This window comes from Mycolicibacterium aromaticivorans JS19b1 = JCM 16368 (assembly GCF_000559085.1).
Lineage (GTDB): Bacteria > Actinomycetota > Actinomycetes > Mycobacteriales > Mycobacteriaceae > Mycobacterium > Mycobacterium aromaticivorans.
The window spans coordinates 57,586-74,400 of sequence record NZ_JALN02000002.1 but is presented as its reverse complement, the minus strand read 5'-3'; the positions used below and the strand labels follow the sequence as shown (position 1 = coordinate 74,400).

Annotated in this window: 15 protein-coding genes and 4 pseudogenes; 9 read left to right on the top strand and 10 right to left on the bottom strand. The window is 63.0% G+C overall.

The genetic code is table 11. The features are described 5' to 3' along the window. Positions 1-105 precede the first annotated feature (105 nt). Positions 106-661 (bottom strand): annotated as a pseudogene (locus Y900_RS26695) (IS701 family transposase); the annotation flags it as partial. A 98-nt stretch (positions 662-759) separates the two neighbouring features. Here Y900_RS26695 and Y900_RS26690 point away from each other — a divergent pair. From Y900_RS26690 to Y900_RS26675, 4 genes and pseudogenes are all read left to right on the top strand, one after another. Further along, on the top strand, positions 760-1,362 hold the full coding sequence (locus tag Y900_RS26690) for a hypothetical protein (RefSeq protein ID WP_420329852.1): 603 nt from the start codon (positions 760-762) through the stop codon (positions 1,360-1,362). Positions 1,363-1,465: 103 nt separating this feature from the next. Further along, positions 1,466-1,991 (top strand): annotated as a pseudogene (locus Y900_RS26685) (hypothetical protein). Next, positions 1,955-2,236: pseudogene (locus tag Y900_RS26680) on the top strand (acyltransferase family protein); the annotation flags it as partial. The pseudogenes Y900_RS26685 and Y900_RS26680, both read left to right, overlap by 37 nt. Before the next feature lie 34 nt (positions 2,237-2,270). Further along, positions 2,271-2,702 carry an IS3 family transposase gene (locus Y900_RS26675; protein ID WP_109751271.1) on the top strand — a complete coding sequence of 144 codons (432 nt, stop codon included), beginning with the start codon at positions 2,271-2,273 and terminating at the stop codon, positions 2,700-2,702. On the opposite strand, the gene Y900_RS26670 is transcribed toward Y900_RS26675, so the two are convergent. The 6 genes and pseudogenes from Y900_RS26670 to Y900_RS26645 form a co-directional block, all read right to left on the bottom strand. Further along, entirely contained in the window at positions 2,657-3,316 is a 660-nt protein-coding gene (locus Y900_RS26670; protein WP_036348211.1) for a DsbA family protein, read from the bottom strand. The genes Y900_RS26675 and Y900_RS26670 overlap by 46 nt on opposite strands. 183 nt (positions 3,317-3,499) lie before the next feature. Beyond that, entirely contained in the window at positions 3,500-4,120 is a 621-nt protein-coding gene (locus tag Y900_RS26665; protein ID WP_051660487.1) for a copper resistance CopC family protein, read from the bottom strand. A gap of 280 nt (positions 4,121-4,400) precedes the next feature. Further along, positions 4,401-5,633 carry a L,D-transpeptidase gene (locus Y900_RS26660; protein WP_036348208.1) on the bottom strand — a complete coding sequence of 411 codons (1,233 nt, stop codon included), beginning with the start codon at positions 5,631-5,633 and terminating at the stop codon, positions 4,401-4,403. Between the two features lie 220 nt (positions 5,634-5,853). Continuing rightward, positions 5,854-6,798, bottom strand: coding sequence for a M56 family metallopeptidase (locus Y900_RS26655; RefSeq protein WP_036348205.1), 945 nt, complete (start codon positions 6,796-6,798; stop codon positions 5,854-5,856). Next, a complete protein-coding gene (locus Y900_RS26650; protein WP_081845417.1) occupies positions 6,795-7,178 on the bottom strand; it encodes a BlaI/MecI/CopY family transcriptional regulator in 384 nt (127 codons plus the stop codon). The genes Y900_RS26655 and Y900_RS26650 overlap by 4 nt, the downstream gene beginning before the upstream one ends. A 133-nt stretch (positions 7,179-7,311) precedes the next feature. Beyond that, a pseudogene (locus Y900_RS26645) lies at positions 7,312-7,743 on the bottom strand (M23 family metallopeptidase); the annotation flags it as partial. Positions 7,744-7,813: 70 nt separating this feature from the next. Here Y900_RS26645 and Y900_RS26640 point away from each other — a divergent pair. Next, positions 7,814-9,094: an IS256 family transposase gene (locus Y900_RS26640; protein ID WP_036348825.1), complete on the top strand. Its 1,281-nt coding sequence runs from the start codon at positions 7,814-7,816 to the stop codon at positions 9,092-9,094. On the opposite strand, the gene Y900_RS32220 is transcribed toward Y900_RS26640, so the two are convergent. Then, positions 9,088-9,336, bottom strand: a complete 249-nt coding sequence (locus Y900_RS32220; protein WP_131536316.1) for a hypothetical protein — start codon at positions 9,334-9,336, stop codon at positions 9,088-9,090. The two genes, Y900_RS26640 and Y900_RS32220, sit on opposite strands and share 7 nt — an antisense overlap. 848 nt (positions 9,337-10,184) lie before the next feature. Here Y900_RS32220 and ctaD point away from each other — a divergent pair. Both ctaD and Y900_RS26630 read left to right on the top strand, forming a co-directional pair. Further along, complete coding sequence (gene ctaD / locus Y900_RS26635) at positions 10,185-11,930, top strand: aa3-type cytochrome oxidase subunit I (protein WP_036348202.1); 1,746 nt, start codon at positions 10,185-10,187, stop codon at positions 11,928-11,930. A gap of 65 nt (positions 11,931-11,995) precedes the next feature. Beyond that, complete coding sequence (locus tag Y900_RS26630; protein ID WP_237752732.1) at positions 11,996-14,587, top strand: heavy metal translocating P-type ATPase; 2,592 nt, start codon at positions 11,996-11,998, stop codon at positions 14,585-14,587. A gap of 159 nt (positions 14,588-14,746) precedes the next feature. Here Y900_RS26630 and Y900_RS33770 read toward each other — a convergent pair whose 3' ends face one another. Together Y900_RS33770 and Y900_RS26620 are read right to left on the bottom strand one after the other, a co-directional pair. Beyond that, complete coding sequence (locus Y900_RS33770) at positions 14,747-14,989, bottom strand: hypothetical protein (RefSeq protein ID WP_109751286.1); 243 nt, start codon at positions 14,987-14,989, stop codon at positions 14,747-14,749. A 247-nt stretch (positions 14,990-15,236) separates the two neighbouring features. After that, entirely contained in the window at positions 15,237-15,602 is a 366-nt protein-coding gene (locus Y900_RS26620) for an ArsR/SmtB family transcription factor (protein WP_036348819.1), read from the bottom strand. Positions 15,603-15,734: 132 nt separating this feature from the next. Here Y900_RS26620 and Y900_RS26615 point away from each other — a divergent pair, with 132 nt between their 5' ends. Together Y900_RS26615 and Y900_RS26610 are read left to right on the top strand one after the other, a co-directional pair. After that, entirely contained in the window at positions 15,735-16,010 is a 276-nt protein-coding gene (locus Y900_RS26615) for an SHOCT domain-containing protein (RefSeq protein ID WP_036348196.1), read from the top strand. A gap of 5 nt (positions 16,011-16,015) precedes the next feature. Further along, positions 16,016-16,792 carry a sulfocyanin-like copper-binding protein gene (locus Y900_RS26610; RefSeq protein ID WP_036348194.1) on the top strand — a complete coding sequence of 259 codons (777 nt, stop codon included), beginning with the start codon at positions 16,016-16,018 and terminating at the stop codon, positions 16,790-16,792. The last annotated feature ends 23 nt before the right edge of the window (positions 16,793-16,815 follow it).

Sequence of the window (16,815 nt, the reverse complement as noted above, 5' to 3'; positions counted from 1 at the left end):
ACGAGCCCCGCGCGTGGACATTGCGCGCCAATTCTCGTAACCTTTCCGTGATCTACGTAGCTAGACCATAGATGTCCCTGCGGTGTGAGGATCTGTGTCTTGAGAGTCGGCCGTCTCCAGGGCCATCTGCCACTTCGGCCGGTGATGCTCGCTGTCGGGGATCGCGCACCGTTCACGGGCGACAGCGACCGCTGCGGGGTCCTCGGCGCCGTCCTCGTCCCAGCTTGGGGGCACATACAGTCGCCAATCCAGCGGTGCGGAGGCCGCATCCGAGGCGGCGTGCACGCTGACCGCGACCTGACAGTTGCCGACCTTGCCCAGCGTGCCCGTGTATTGACGGGCCACGCACGCCGAGGAGGCTCCGTCCTTGACGAGCCCGGTGTCATCGATCATCCACGCGTGCGGCTGAATCAAGGCGCATGCCTTGCGGACCGGCTCCACCTCCCACGGCGAACTGGTCACGAACTGCTGCAGCCGCTGGTGATCCACCCTCAGCCGCGCCGCCATCGGCTGCATCGACTTGCGCTGACCGTCGAGCATCAACCCATCGCACATACAGCCCCGCCGTCGCCCGTCGATCCTTGCGCACCAAGGACGAGAACACCTCGCCGACAAAGGAATCCAACTGCCCATCGACGCGTACGAGTTCAGCTGCATCCACCCCCCGATTCTCCCAGAGACGACAACGAAAACCGTTGCGACACACCGACCTAACAAACTACTACTAGCGGGCTCGATGCGATGAGGATTGCACAAACGGTGGTCGCGGGCGTTGCGGCGGCGGTGGTACTGAGCGTGTCGATCGCCGGCTGCGGCAGCGATTCGACGTCATCGACGTCAAAGTCGGGATCTGCCACCCCAGCCACGAGTACCCGCAGCTCAGCACCGACGTCGTTGGCACCGGCACAGTCGAGCGACTACACCCGGCTGTTGATCCAGGCGAGCGATGTCGATGCACCGATACCCTTCACGGCCACCCCACCAACGAACAACCCGAATGGCCAGCAGGGCGTCGCGACGACGTTCAGAGACGAAGACGGCAGCCACGTCATCAAAGACACCATCCAGGTCTTCGCAGATCCCGCCGCCGCTACGAACGCGTTGAACGCGGCCAAAGGTCAACAGGGTGACGCCATCAAAGACCCGACAACGCAACCGGCCAACGTCGGCACGGGCGGAACGACGTTGTTGGGGAACTCGCCGGACCGTAGCAAGGGCGTGACGATACTGCTGTTCACCGAAGGCAGGGCGTTCGTCACGCTGGAATTTGACGGCCCAACAGACGCGGCGGCACCACAGGACTTCGTCAACGATGTCGGCCAAAAGCAGGATGCGGCCATCAAGAAGGGGCTCGGCGGCTGATCTGGCGGGCATACCACGGCCCTGGCCCCGCACTGCCGGACCAGCGCGCCGATGATCGGGACTGATGTCACTGCACCCCGCCACCCGCCAGCCGAGGAGTTCTATGACCATCGTCAACGGGATGCCCGCTCATGCCCTACTGCTGCACTTCGTGGTGGTGTGGTGGCGCTGACTGCCCCGCTGGTGATCGTCTGTGGGTTGTGGCCGGCCGCCCGGCGGGCCAGCTGTTGTGGCTCACGCTGATATTGGCCACGGCCACAATGGTATTGACGCCCATCATGCTAAATGCCGGAGACTGGCTGTACGACCTGAGAACCAAACCGACCCCCATCTTGCAGGAACATGCCGCCCGGGGCAGCGTAATGATTTACTACTCCATCGCGCTGCTGGTGGTTGCGATCGTGCTCGTGGTGTTGCGCGTGATCGAACGTCGATCGGACAAACACCGCGTCGTCACCAACATCCTCGTCGCGATAGTGGTGCTCGCCGTCGGAATCTCGTCAATGGTCCAGATTTGCCGTGTGGGTGATGCCGGCGCCCAATCAGTTTGGGGTGGCGAGATAGCACGCCTGAAAAAGTCGCACGGAGGTTATATCCGCAGTGCTACCAGTGGGTGCAACGGGCCATGAAACAACTGGTGGCCGACTGTCCCGACTTCGTGTTCACCACCACCCGCCCGCGCAGCATCGCGCCCGGCGACGAAATGCCGGCCAGCCACCTGGGGATCTGGGAAGCCTTCCGTCAGAACAACATTCCTGTACTCGGTATGCGGGATGCGCCGTGGCTGGTACGCGATGGCCGGCCTTACGCGCCCGCCGACTGTCTGGCCGACGGCGGGGACGCCATCTCGTGCGGCGTCGACCGCTCCGCTGTCCGCACACTAAGAATCAACTGACCGGTTCGAGCTGATGGCCGCAGAGTGCGCGAACACCGCGATCACCCGAATGGCACGCCTGCTGCAGGTCTCGACCTCCGGCTACTACAAGCGTGCGAAGCGTTCGGTCACAACAGCATTGACTGACAATGAGCAACGAAAGGCCGACCTGACCGTGAAGATCATCGACCATCATCGCGACTCCGGCGGAACCTACGGATCGCCCCGGATCGCCGCCGACCTGCGTGCCGCCGATGAGCAGGTCTCGGAGAAAACAGTCGCCAAGTTCATGGCCGAGATCGGGCTCGCCGGGATCAGCCCGCGCACCTTCAAAGTACGCACCACCATCGTCGATCCCACCGCGTCGTTTCGGCCTGATCTGGTCGAACGCCGCTTCGATCAGGGTCCTGCGACGAAGTGCTACTTCTGCAACGCTTGCTCGACTGCTGTTGACAAGTCCGAGTAGCTCCTGAACTTCAACCGCTTGCCATCTAAGAAGATGGTCGGGGTGCCCTCGACGCCAAGTGCTTTACCATCCGCAACATCCAGATTGATGCGTGCGACGGTGGCGGGATCGTTGTAGACAGCATCGAACTTCGCCATGTCGAGGCCGACTTCGGTAGCAAATCCACGGAAGATCGCGTCAGCCGGCGTCTTCTGCTCACCCCACTCGCTCTGTGTCTGGTACATCTTCTTATACATCGGTTCGAACTTGCCTTGCTGGGCCGCCGATTCGACCGCACGGGCCGCCCGTTCGGCGTTGAAGTGGGACTGGATGGGGAAGTAGCGGACGACGAAATTGACACGGTCCCCGTACTGCGACCGCAGCTGCTCGACGAGCGGGAACGCCGCCCGGCATGCTTCGCATTCGAAATCGAGGAATTCGACGAAGGTGACGTCACTGCCCGGCACTGTATTGAGGCGGTGACTGTCTTCGCGGATCAACTGGCCGGCATCTTCTGTCTGTGCCTGCGCCACCGCGGGCGTCTCCCGGTCGCGAACCGAAAGATAGACACCGACCCCCATGATCACGGTGATGACTGTAAAGACGGTCAGCAGAATTCGTGTGATAGGAGCCATGAGGGAGTTTGTCTTTCACATGTGTAGCCGAGAGGCACGCCCGGGACGGCGATTGTGGTCGAGAGATGCTGGATTGGGGATCGTGCTCGCGAGTATATACGTACTAAGACCGTAGATGGTTCACTGCAGCCCACGACCGGGCTGAGGCAGGTGGATGCGGAGGTGGCCAGCGAAGCGAGGCGTTTAGCCAGAAGGCGGTGTTCTCGCCTCGTCCCCGGGGGTTGCCGAGTCGGCAGATCCTGCCTCGCTGAGCGGCGCGCGTGCTCGGCGGCGCCGCCACGATTGCCATAGTGCGATCACCCCGCCGAGGACCAGGCCGGCGACGGCTGCGATGAGGATGGATGTTTTGGTGTCCGATCCTGCGGGGGACGGTGATTGCGGTGCAGACGCCGCGGTGGGGGCAGCCTCGGAAACGGTGGCTGCAGGTTGGGTCCCGCCGGGAACACCAGCGATCGTGAATTTGTAGGAGCCGGATACGGGGTGGCCATCCGCTGATACCACGCGGTAGCCGACGGTGTAGACGCCGCTTGCGGGACGATCTGGCCCCATGGTGGCGGTGACTTGTGGTCCCTCGACCCGGGGAGGGCCGGTTATCCAATTGCGACCGTCGGCACTGTTGACGACGATGGTCGCGAATGCTGGATTGATGTCTTCGCTGAACGTCAATGTGACGACTCCCGGAGGGATCGTCACGGTGGCGTCCGTGGTCGGGTCGGAACTCACGAGCCCTGTGTGAGCCGCAGCGATCCCGGCAGCCAACCACCAGAGCGTCAGGGCTACCAGGGTCGTCGCGAAGGTGCGCATGGATTCCTCCCCGTTCTGTTGTTGTTCGCGTCCGTCCTGGCGCTGGGCGGCGCGCTCCCGAGTGTATGTTTCGGACTGCTAGGTGTGGCGATGTTGGCGTATGCAGCCAAAGGGTAATTGGGCTGCCGACTTCGAAGGTCGTTGACAAGGCTTGGGGGAGAGGGTCGTTCACCTCGGGTTCGTCGAGCTCAGACTAGAGACCTCGTCGACACCATTTCTTCGAGTCGGCGTCGACACGGAGGAAACAGGTCATGGCCCCGGCTTTCGCACTTGCTGTGTACTACAGCGCGGCGTTACCGGCGCTCCATTGATCCCAGGGAATATTCCAGTCGCCGAGCCCGTCGGTCCCTGACAACGCGGGCCCCACGGTATTGATGACCTCGACGATGTCGCCGCGTTTGGTCGTGTCATAGAACCACTTCGCGTTGTCCGGGCTGACGTTGAGACAGCCGTGGCTGACGTTGTTGCGTCCCTGGCTACCGACGGACCAAGGTGCGGAATGAACGTAGATTCCGCTATAGGACATCTGAGTGGCCCAGTTCACTTCTGTCCGATACCCGTCCGGTGAGTTCACCGGTACGCCATACGTCGAAGAGTCCATGACGAGGAAGGAGTACCGGTCTCCGATGATGTAGGTGCCGTTGTCGGTAGGAGTCTTGTTCTTGCCCATCGAAATGGGCATTGTCTTGACCACGGAACCGTTCACGCGCACGGTCATCGTCTTGGTGGCGTCGTCGGCGGTCGCGATGACCTCGTCGCCGATCGTGAAACGAGTCGTGGCGTCGTCCTGGCCAAACAATCCTCCGCCGAAATCGACGCCGTAAGCCTTGACCTGGACGTTGACCGTGGTTCCTGGTTTCCAGTATTGCGCTGGGCGCCAGCGTAATTCGCGGTCGCTGAACCAGTAGAAGGCTCCGCCGACTGGCGGGTTTGTCGTGATGGTTATCGCTCGCTGGGCGGCGAGTCGATTGGAAATGTTCTCGTCGAACCGCACTGCAACGGGTTGGCCGACTCCGACGACGTCACCATCGTTTGGCAGCAGGTAGGGCATAGTGAGGTTCTGCGGTGAGTGCGTTTGGAAGGTGGCGGTCCTGCGCGCCACGCCGCTGAGGCCAAGTGCCTCAGCGCTCAACGTGTATGTCCGGTTGTAACCCAAGGGTTCTGCGGACCGCCAGGCCACTCCATCGGGGCTCACTTCGCCACTGACGACGCGGCCCCGCTCGTTGATCAGAGCAACCGGCCCCAGGACGCCGCTCGTTGCGCTGACCGTCACGGGAGCATCTACCGACACCCCGACGGCGCCCTCGGTGACCGACATCCGCAAGCTCGGAGTGAGCAGGTCGCTGTATGGGGTGCCTTTGTCAACGATCGCACCGGATTGTGGTGGCGCTGAGGTTGATGAACCACGTGCGCTCACCCCGACGATTGCGCTGGCGCCTACTGCTAGCGCTAGCAGCGCTGCCCACCAGATACCTCTGCGCCGCCTGTTAATTGCGGCGCCGATTCGCCTCATAAAATCTTTCCCGCCGATCGCCGTGAGTTGTTGCACCACCATCTTACGTATTCACTACGTAGATGAGCGGTGCAGACTGCTCGACAGCCGAGGGGAACGGTCGGATATCGCAGCTACCTGCTGGCGATGAGGTGGCGGTTACGGCGGTTCGAAGCTGCTTTCATCCGATTTCGCGCTCGTCACGGCGTCGCGCCTGGCCTGTCGAAAAGGGTGTAGCGAATTATGCGAAGCAGATCAAGGCTCCATAAAGCGACAGTGCAACGATGGCAGTCGGTATAGCCACCATTGCCGTAAGTGCGCTACTTAACGTAAGGCGTGCGCGGAGCTGAGCGAACCCGATCTGTGGAGCACTGAGACGCTGGGCGCGCACCAGCACGGCGACACTTGCTGCCGCCAGACCGTGGATGGGTGCAGACGCACCCGCCAACTTCAGTAACCCGGCAAGCAGTGGTTGCCGGCCATGGCGTTGCGCCGCAGCGTCATCGGCACACATCTCTAGCAGGAATGAGATTTGAGTAGTGGCGCTGGTGAGGAGCCTAACTCTGGGTAGGGCCGCGGCCAGGCCGCGCACTGCAGCGACAACATGCGCATGGCGCCCCCTGAGGTGAGCACGCTCGTGGGCCACGACGGCCGCCAGCTGCGTTTCATCGAGGGCCGCGAGAGCGGCGGTAGTGACGACGATAGCCGGTGGCCGCCCTGCCACGCAGTACGCCGCGGGCTCGGCTGCCTCGATGATGACTATGTCGCCGCCGTCCGATTTGCCCACCAGACGCACGGCGTCGGCGTGGGCAAACGTGTGGGCGCGCATACGCACCAGGGCGCGAACGAGTCGGACGCAGACGGCGACCAAGCACCCGCTGACGATGCTGACTGCGGCGGTCGCGACCAACCTTGGGGTCCAGCCGCCATGGCCGAGAAGGATCGCTTGTAGCCGCTCAAGGCACGACACGATCAATGCGTCAGGGCTGTCCCAGTGTCCGGCGACTTCGATCAGCAGCAATACCGTTGCAGCGATAGAACATCCGAGCATGGTAACGATTGCTGTCAACCATGCGGCGATCCCCAACCGGGGAGCACCGCCGTTGGCGGTCATCGAAATCAGCAACCTCGGGCCTGCGGCCAAAATGATTGTCACATAGAGCAACAGCGCGGCCGCGACGGTCATCGCCTCGACTTTCGTGCGAGGCGTCGCAGCGCGGCACGTAAGTCGGCGGACTCTTCTGCGTCAATCTGTGCGACGAAATGGCTCAGTACGGCCTCTGAACGTCCACCACCGTTGAGAGCTTCGAGCATCAAGCGGGCGCTGTGCTCTTCCCGGGTCAGGGTGGGCCGGTAGCGGTATGCCTTTCCATCACGTTTTCGTGACAACCAGCCCTTCCCATGCAGGTTGTCCATCGTCGACATTACTGTTGTGTACGCGATCTTGCGTTCGGCGCTCAACTCGTCAAAAATCTCCCTGACAGCTGTATCGGTCTCGGGGTCACGGTTCCAAAGGCGATCCATGATCGCTGCCTCGAGTTCTCCAAAGCCACGTACGTGGGCGATGATCCAACCTCCTGAATTAGTCAGTAGGTAGCTTACGGCGTCGAGCAGCCAGCGGTGCGACGCACGATTCACCGAAATCGGGCTGGGGTGCACGGGGCTAGGACACCGCGGCCCTCAATGGCCTGCGGCGGACCTACCCGCTGGTCACACCACGTTCGTTCAGCCACCACATGGGGTCGGTCTTGTCTGAACCGTTGACAAGGACTTCGAAGTGCAGGTGCGGGCCTGTCGAGTTGCCGCGATTACCCATTGTGGCGATTTGATCGCCGGCGAAAACACGCTCCCCAACCTGCACGGTGGCGGTGTCGATGTGGCCGTAGAGCGTGATGGTGCCCTGCGCATCCCGGATCTTGACCCACATACCGAAGCCTGGCGTCGGCCCAGCAGCGATCACTTCTCCATCGAACGACGCGTAGATCGGCGTACCGATCGCATTGGCGATATCCAGTCCGCCATGCAAAGTGCCCCACCGTGTCCCAAATCCGGATGTCACGATGCCACGAGTCGGGAAGACGAAAGGTGGGCGTCGCAATCGCGCTTCACGCGCGGCTCGCTCCTGAGCGTAGGGGACTGTGGATCTAACGGTGTTTCCGGCACTGACACGCTGAGTGATGCTCGGCGAGAAAGGTGCCGTGATGACGACACTGGACGATGTGGCGAAGAAGAAGGCGGCTGAGCAGTCCGAAGGCCAGAAGGCTGCGGTCGAACTGGTCCGATTGGCCCAGGAGCAGGGCTTGTCGCTGACCGGGCCCGACGGGCTGCTCAAGCAGTTGACCAAGACGGTCCTCGAGACCGCGCTCAATGAGGAGATGACCGAGCACCTCGGCTATGAGAAACACGACCCGCCCGAGACGGGGTCGGGCAACATCCGCAACGGCACCCGCACCAAGACGGTGCTGACCGACACCACCGGCCCGGTCGAACTTGACGTGCCGCGCGATCGGGCATCGACCTTCGAGCCTCAGATCGTCAAGAAACGCCAACGTCGCCTGAACGGCGTGGACGAGGTCGTGCTGTCGCTGTACGCGAAGGGCTTGACCACCGGTGAGATCTCGGCGCACTTCGCCGAGATCTACGGGGCGTCGGTATCCAAAGAGACGATCAGCCGCATCACCGACAAGGTGCTTGAGGAGATGAACGACTGGTCGGTGCGACCGCTGGATGAAACCTACGCCGCGATCTTCATCGACGCGATCGTGGTCAAGGTCCGCGACGGCCAAGTCGCCAACCGGCCGTTCTACGCTGCCATCGGGGTCACCCTGGCCGGGGAACGCGACATCCTCGGCTTGTGGGCCGGCACCGGCGGGGAGGGCGCCAAGTTCTGGATGAGCGTGCTCACCGACCTACGCAACCGCGGCATCAAGGACACCTTCTTCGTCGTCTGCGACGGGCTCAAGGGACTGCCCGAGGTGGTGGGCAATGTGTGGCCGCAGGCGATCGTGCAGACGTGCATCATTCATCTGCTGCGCAACACTTTTCGGCTCACGTCCCGCAAGTACTGGGACGAGATCAAGGGCGACGTCAAGCCGATCTACACTGCGGTCAACGCGACCGCGGCTCGGGCGGCGTTCGACGAGCTGGCCGAGAAATGGGGGCAGCGCTACCCGGCAGTGATCCGGCTCTGGGACAACGCCTGGGCGGAGTTCATTCCGTTCCTGGACTACGACGTGGAGATCCGGCGAGTGATCTGCTCGACGAACGCGATCGAGTCGCTCAACGCCCGCTACCGCCGCGCGATCAAGGCCCGCGGACACTTCCCCTCCGAGCAGGCGGCGCTCAAGTGCCTGTATCTGGTGACCCGATCACTGGACCCGACCGGTGTCGGCAGGGCACGATGGACGATGCGGTGGAAACCTGCCCTCAATGCGTTCGCGATCACCTTCGCCGACCGATTCCCGGCAGCCGAAACCTACTGATGAAAAACGCCGGAAACACCGTTAGCGAGATAGACCCGAGCGTAGGTCGTCCCCCGGGCGAGTTCTTCTCGATGAATCGTCGAGTCGACGTTGTTGGCGATGGAGACGATTTGAGCGCCCCAACCTTCGTTTGACTGGGGGTGCTGCGATTCAGCGGCGTCGGCCGTGCTGGCAGCGGAGGCCTGGGCGCCCGTTGCGTTGAGCGCAATATTCGTCCCAGCGGCGATTGCTCCAGCTGCCATGGCGGCGACGACTAACTTGCCGTGTATGACTGCGGTGGGTTCCGATGCCCTGCGATGTGTCGCCAACGGTTTGCGGTGTCTACCGTCAGAAGTTGGGTGCCGACGATCCGGTCCTTTCGTGTCATCGGCGCGTGGCGAAGCGCTGATGGGGTTCGGTATACGCGATCGGGTTGCATTGGTGGCGCGAAGCGATGGAAGTAGGAGGCGCGGCCACTCATAGGGTAAGTCGTTTGAGTCGTCGAGTTCGGGCGCTGCTAGTACGTCGAGGTCGGTGGCGAATGGGCTGAGATACGTTCTTGGACGCAGTGTTGGGTCGTGCCTGTCGATGGGAATGACTTCAGTGACTTCGGTGTCCCACCGGTGACCCGTAACCCGAGTCGGTCGCGCAGCGCGCAGGTGCGATACCAATTCGAGAGGTCCTTACCGTCACCAGCCTGTTGTTGGTTGACGAGACGCTAACGGAACACACACTTTTGGGCAAGCGGTCGAGACTCGACTATCGGGTTGTGCGGGCTGATGAATCACGCAAGACCATCGTTGGTAGGTCTGTGAGCAGCGTGGTTGCCGTTAGGCCTGAAAACGATTCCGGTTCCACGGACGTACGTAGTACATCAGTATTTAGGGGCCAAACCTAGCGACATTCGCGCGGCGGCGATGGTCACCGGTTGGGGCTGGGGCGGGTGCGAATGCTCTGCACCCGCCCCAGCGGGACACCCGTCGTGATGGGGTGATGCGGCCCTACTGGATACGTAACTACGTCACATAGTACGGAGATACTACGTAGGTTATCCTACGGATCTGTACCGTAGAACGCTCGCAGTGGTCGACGTTCGTGGCAGGAGGAATCTGTGGTAACCGAAGCGCCGCCGACCGATGAACTCATCGCGCGCCGCGCGTTCCCGGCCCGAATGGGCCCCACAGGCACTTTGATTTACCGACTGGTGACGACGACCGATCACAAGCTGATCGGCATCATGTATGTGGTCACGTGCTTCGTGTTCTTTTTCCTCGGTGGCTTGATGGCGCTGTTCATGCGTGCCGAGCTGGCGGTGCCGGGTCTGCAGTTCCTGTCCAATGAGCAGTACAACCAGCTGTTCACGATGCACGGCACGGTGATGCTGCTGTTCTATGCGACGCCGATCGTGTTCGGGTTCGCCAACCTGGTGCTGCCGCTGCAGATTGGGGCGCCGGATGTCGCCTTCCCGCGGCTGAACGCGCTGTCGTTCTGGCTGTTTGTCTTCGGCGCGATGATCGCGATGGCCGGCTTCATCACCCCCGGCGGTGCGGCAGATTTCGGCTGGACGGCCTATACACCGTTGTCGAATGCCGTCAGTACCCCGGGGGCTGGTGCCGATCTGTGGATCCTCGGTCTGATCGTCGGTGGTCTGGGCACCATCTTGGGTGCGGTCAACATGATCACCACCGTGGTCTGTATGCGCGCCCCCGGCATGACCATGTTCCGGATGCCGATCTTCACCTGGAACATCTTCGTGACGTCGATCCTGGTGCTGGTGGCCTTCCCGCTGCTGACCGCAGCGCTGTTCGGTCTGGCCGCTGACCGTCACTTGGGCGCCCATATTTTCGACCCCGCCAACGGTGGGGCGATTTTGTGGCAGCACTTGTTCTGGTTCTTCGGGCACCCCGAGGTGTACATCATCGCGCTGCCGTTCTTCGGCATCGTCTCGGAGATCTTCCCGGTGTTCTCCCGCAAGCCGATCTTCGGCTACACCACGTTGATCTACGCCACGATCAGCATCGCGGCGCTGTCGGTGGCGGTGTGGGCGCACCACATGTACGTCACGGGCGCGGTGCTGCTGCCGTTCTTCAGCTTCATGACGTTCCTGATCGCGGTGCCCACCGGCATCAAGTTCTTCAACTGGATCGGCACGATGTGGAAGGGCCGGCTGACGTTCGAGACGCCGATGCTGTTCTCGATCGGCTTCCTGGTGACGTTCCTGCTGGGTGGTCTGTCCGGTGTGCTGCTGGCCAGCCCGCCGATCGCCTTCCAGGTCAGCGACAGCTACTTCGTGATCGCGCACTTCCATTACGTGCTGTTCGGCACCATCGTGTTCGCGACCTATGCCGGGATCTACTTCTGGTTCCCGAAGATGACCGGGCGCCTGCTCGACGAGCGGCTGGGCAAGCTGCATTTCTGGCTGACCTTCATCGGCTTCCACACCACGTTCCTGGTGCAGCACTGGCTGGGTAATGAGGGGATGCCGCGCCGCTACGCCGACTACCTGCCGTCGGATGGCTTCGAGACGCTGAACATCGTGTCGACGATCGGCGCGTTCATCCTTGGTGTGTCGGTGCTGCCGTTCGTCTGGAACGTCTTCAAGAGCTGGCGCTACGGCGAGGTCGTCACCGTCGACGATCCGTGGGGCTACGGCAACTCGCTGGAGTGGGCCACCTCGTGCCCGCCGCCGCGGCACAACTTCACCGAGCTGCCCCGGATCCGTTCGGAGCGGCCCGCTTTCGAGCTGCACTACCCGCACATGATCGAGCGGATGCGCGCCGAAGCCCACGTCGGTCGTACCCACGGTCCGGACGACGGCGACGTGACGCGACTCGATGACAAGCAGGTGCGGACTTGATTCGCCACGGTGCTCATCTCGATGTCGATTGCGTTGGCTCAATGCACACGTGAGGCGCTTGCTCATTGGCTCGAGGAGTTGACCAAAGACATGCACATATGCGTATTATTGCATCTATGATTGGTGGAGACTGCGGTCCTGCAGGGCACGACACCGACGACGAGCCGGCCAACCAAGCATTGGCACTCGAGCTTGTCGACCTGCTACCGGGGAGTGACGATCGCTGCGCTGAGCGCCTGACACACGACCTGGCCGCCGCCTCAGTCATCGACAAGGCCCATGTCATCGGCGGCGGCACGCTGAAGCCGCGCCTATGTGTCCACTACGACGCCAATGCCGTGACGGCAACCGAAGTGCAACGGCGGGCGTGGCATGCGGCGCAGACCATCAACAACCGGTACGGACACCTGCGTTGGTTAATGGCCGAGACGGATCATGGGGCGGCGGCACGAACAGCAGCACTCGTCGAGAGGCTGTCCTCCATGCCCGGCGTCGTCTCCGCGGCAGCTAGGGCTGACGCCGTCGAGGTGGAATTCGAACGGACGACAGTGACTGCCCAAGAACTTGTCGACGTCATCGCCGCCGGATCCGCGCCGACACCACCCCTGCCATCCGGCACCCTTGGCGATGGCCATGATGGGCAGTCCGCGCAGGACTCCGCGCATCAGCACGATCACGGCGGAATCTTCGGGGAGCGAAGCGAATTGATCTTCGCCGGACTCGCTGGAACATTGCTATTCGTCGGATGGCTGATGGCGACGTTCGCGGATACACCGCGGCCCGCTGAGCTGGTGATCTATTCCCTGGCGTTCTTCTTCGGCGCGTTCTTCACCGTCCAGGAAGCGTTCGCCAGCGTCCGGCAGGGACGCTTCGAGATCGACTTCTTGATGCTGGTATCGGCGGCCGGTGCGGCGGCACTCGGTGAAGTTCCGGAAGGCGCGTTGCTGCTCTTCTTGTTCAGCGTCGGGCACGCGCTCGAGGGTTACGCGATGGGGCGTGCCCGCCGGGCGATTGAGGCGCTCGCAGAAATTGCTCCGAAGACGGCACTTGTGCGACGCGGCGGCACGGGCGAGACCATCGAGGTACCCGTTGCAGACCTCCGCATCGGGGACATCGTCGTCGTACGCCCCAACACGCGACTCGCCGCGGACGGCTTCGTCGTCGCAGGGACCGGCAGCGTCGACCAGGCTCCTGTGACGGGCGAGAGCGTTCCTGTCGACAAGAGTCCTGTGCCCGACGTCGCGGCGGCGGCAGCGTCGCCCGACCTCGTCGACTCGGCAGCCCGTGTGTTCGCCGGGACGATCAACGGCGCGGGTGCTCTCGAGATCCAGGTGACCCGCCTCGCCGAAGACTCCACGCTGGCCCGGGTGGTCCGCTTGGTCGCCGAGGCGCAGACCAAGACCACGTCGACGCAGCGCTTCACCGACCGGTTCCAGCGCATCTTTGTGCCCGCCGTACTCGTGGGCGTCTTCCTCCTGCTATTCGCCGGAATCGTCGTGAACGAGCCTTTCACTGCCACGGTGTACCGGGCGCTTGCCGTTCTGGTTGCTGCCAGCCCATGTGCATTGGCTATCGCAACACCTAGCGCTGTGCTTTCGGCCGTCGCACGCGCCGCGAGGGCCGGCATCTTGATGAAGGGCGGCGCGGCCCTTGAGGACCTGGGCCGTGTTGAGGTGTTGGCCTTTGACAAGACTGGCACACTGACCGAGGGCAGACCGCGGATCGCCACCGTGATTGCCGCCGCAGGTGTTGACGAAACCGAATTGCTCAAGATTGCGGTAGCAGTTGAGGAACAGAGCGATCATCCTCTGGCCACCGCGATCGTCCGCGACGGCCGTGAGCGCTTGGCTGGGGCAGCGGTACCGCGGGCGACGGACGTACGTACCCTCATCGGTCGCGGCGTCGTCGCATCCGTGGATGGGGTGCAGATCCGCATCGGCAAGATTGAAGCTCTTTCCGACGCCCCGCCGGCGGCGCTGGCAGCGGACATCGACAGACTCAAACTCGCGGGCCGTACCACGATGCTCGTACGCGCAGGCGACCGCTGGCTGGGAGCGATCGGGCTGATGGATGTGCCGCGGCCGGAAGCGCCGGCGGTCATCAGACGACTCGGCGAACTAGGGATCCGCAACACCGTCATGCTGTCAGGTGACAACCAGCAGGTGGCCGACGCTGTCGCAGCCGAAGTCGGCGTTGCCAACGCCCGTGGCGACCTTATGCCAGAGGACAAGGTCGCTGAGATCGCCGCGCTGGCAGAGCGCTACGGCCGAGTGGGCATGGTCGGTGACGGTGTTAACGACGCGCCGGCGATGGCGCGGGCCAGCGTGGGAATAGCGATGGGCGCAGCCGGGTCCGATGTGGCGTTGGAGACCGCCGACGTTGCGCTGATGGCCGACGATCTCAAGGCTCTCCCATTTGCCGTCCACCTGAGCCGGCGCTCTGCCCGAGTCATCAAGCAAAATCTGTGGGCCAGCCTCGGGATCGTTGCGGTCCTAATACCAGCGACGGTCTTCGGCTTGGGAATCGGCCCTGCCGTCCTCATTCACGAAGGATCGACGCTTATTGTCGTCGCTAATGCACTCCGGTTGCTCGGGCTTCCGATGCTGTCGGTGACGCCCGCAGCGCCCCGCGTTATGGATTCAACCAGCTCGCGCTAGCTTTCAGTGCCAGCGTTGCAAGCATCTGGCATCAACCGTCACAGTCGCAGACCGCAGTACCTCGGTCGCCGGCCTAGCTGCGACAACCCACCACCCCAGGCCGCGATCTGAGTCGCAAGCGGGCTAGTTGGTGGACAGGCCGAACATCGAGGGCGATGATCAAACGATGGCAGTCGATCTGGGAGAAGATCGGAGTAAACATTGGATACAGTCGCCGGAATGACATACACCGGCGCAGCACTCGTTGTGGCTGCCGTCGTCTGGTTCATCGTCGGTTTTGTCGTCTCTCCCTATGCAGCAGCCCAATCGCTCCAGTACATGTCCGGGTTGTTTGCTCTTGCGATCGCGGCCTTGGCGATGAGCGGTGCAGTCATCGCAGTATGTACTGGCAAGATCGGGGATGTCGACGACTAGCCAAGCGCGGCAACGGGTTTGACTTGTCGGTTAAGGATTAACTTTCGGCCCCGGGGTAGCCATCAGCGTGAACCGCCCCGCATGTCCGGAGACTCCAGACCCAACGGGACGGTTAACCCGGTGAATTGAGCCCCGGCAGGATCCCGCGTCAGCCGGAATGTGGTGAGGGCAGCCAGAGGCAGGCATACGGGTGAGCCGGGCGATCTGAGGGTCGTGGGTACAGCGCGGCTGTTCGTCATGGCGTTTCGGAGGCGCAGCTGTCTATGCCGTATGTCGGGCAGACGGCCACGGCTTCACCGGTGGCCTCCAGCACGGTCTGGGCGGAGGCGAGTACGTCGATCAGTGCGGGTTGGGTGAGCCGAAACAGCGAGGCCCGCCCGACCGGCTCGGAGTCCACCAGACCGCACTCCCGCAGGCAGGCAAGGTGTTTGGACACGGTCGACTGTGCCAACCCGACTGCCTGCACCAGCTCTACAACGCGGGCGGGGCCAGCGGCGAGCCGACGCACAATCGCTAGCCGGGTGGGGTCCCCGAGGGACCGAAACAATGCTGCCGCCGGGGCCAGCTCAACGCGCTGTATCTCTGCCGAGGTGCTCGCCATCTCCATTCAGCGATGTTATGGCACTTTGGTGGAGGAAAGGACCATCGGCCCTATTCCCTAGCGCAGCCTCCCGCGCATGCTGACCTCATAAATGAGCAGGACAGTGATAGTGCTGGTGCTTGGGAGGCAAAGATGTGTGGATACGAGTGGGGTAACGGCTGGCACGGCGGTTGGGGCGGCGGCGGCATCGTGATGGGTGTGCTGATGGTGCTGCTAGTGGTTGCGGTGATTGTGGCGATCATCTTCGCCGTCCGCTATCTGTCGGGTGGCGGCAGCTCCCACCACCGGGGCGGCCCGGGCCCGGACGGGATGCGCGCTGAAGATCGGTTGGCCGACCGCTTCGCCCGAGGTGAGATCGACGAAGACGAGTTCCGGCGGCGTATGACACTGCTGCGGGAACACCGCTGACCGCGATGGGCACCCACCGGAGATCACGCGACTTGGCAATCGCACTCGGCGCGGTGGTGGTCGCCATCGCATGCGCCGTGGCATTGAGCATCGGAATGGCGATGCGCCATAACCGCACCGCCGCTAACCCGCCGTACCCCACCGGCCCAGGAGTGGGTCCGGGAATGATGGGCTCCGGGCAGTGGGGTCCGGGGATGATGGGGCCTGGAATGATGGGGCCTGGGCGGTCTCCGGCTGTCACATCCTGTGCGGCACCGGCATTGTCGGGCACCGTTGTTGACGTCACCCTCACCGATATGCACGCCATGATGGGCCCTGGCGGCATGATGGGCCCGGGGGGCATGTTAGGGCCGGGTTGGAACGGCCAGTCTGGCTCCGGGCCGAACGGCTACCAAGGCCCTGGGATGGGAATGATGGGGATGATGCGCATCCTCATCAATCCGGCCACTGTCCCGCCGGGTCAGGTGTCGTTCCGAGTGACCAATGCCGGTGCGATCAACCATGAATTGGTCGTGCTGCCCCTGGCAAAAGGCCAATACCTCGGGCAGCGTGCCATCGGTCCCGACGGCAAGGTCGATGAGGCCGGCAGCCTTGGCGAAGCCTCACGCACCTGCGGCGCTGACCGTGGTGACGACAACCCGAGCAACACCGGCATCGCGCCCGGGGCCAGCGGCTGGACCACCGTCACCCTGACACCGGGCCGCTACGAATTGATCTGCAACATCACCGGTCACTACTGGACCGGAATGTACGCCGAACTAGATGTCAGCCCACCCAAGTAGCACTCCGTGAAGCTGGCAACCAC

Coding starts and splice junctions, on each gene's coding strand:
- Y900_RS26675 (WP_109751271.1), top strand. CDS start 2,271: ATGGCCGCAGAGTGCGCGAACACCGCGATCACCCGAATGGCACGCCTG.
- Y900_RS26670 (WP_036348211.1), bottom strand. CDS start 3,316: ATGGCTCCTATCACACGAATTCTGCTGACCGTCTTTACAGTCATCACC.
- Y900_RS26665 (WP_051660487.1), bottom strand. CDS start 4,120: ATGCGCACCTTCGCGACGACCCTGGTAGCCCTGACGCTCTGGTGGTTG.
- Y900_RS26660 (WP_036348208.1), bottom strand. CDS start 5,633: ATGAGGCGAATCGGCGCCGCAATTAACAGGCGGCGCAGAGGTATCTGG.
- Y900_RS26655 (WP_036348205.1), bottom strand. CDS start 6,798: ATGACCGTCGCGGCCGCGCTGTTGCTCTATGTGACAATCATTTTGGCC.
- Y900_RS26640 (WP_036348825.1), top strand. CDS start 7,814: ATGACGACACTGGACGATGTGGCGAAGAAGAAGGCGGCTGAGCAGTCC.
- Y900_RS32220 (WP_131536316.1), bottom strand. CDS start 9,336: ATGGCAGCTGGAGCAATCGCCGCTGGGACGAATATTGCGCTCAACGCA.
- Y900_RS26620 (WP_036348819.1), bottom strand. CDS start 15,602: ATGGCGAGCACCTCGGCAGAGATACAGCGCGTTGAGCTGGCCCCGGCG.
- Y900_RS26615 (WP_036348196.1), top strand. CDS start 15,735: ATGTGTGGATACGAGTGGGGTAACGGCTGGCACGGCGGTTGGGGCGGC.
- Y900_RS26610 (WP_036348194.1), top strand. CDS start 16,016: ATGGGCACCCACCGGAGATCACGCGACTTGGCAATCGCACTCGGCGCG.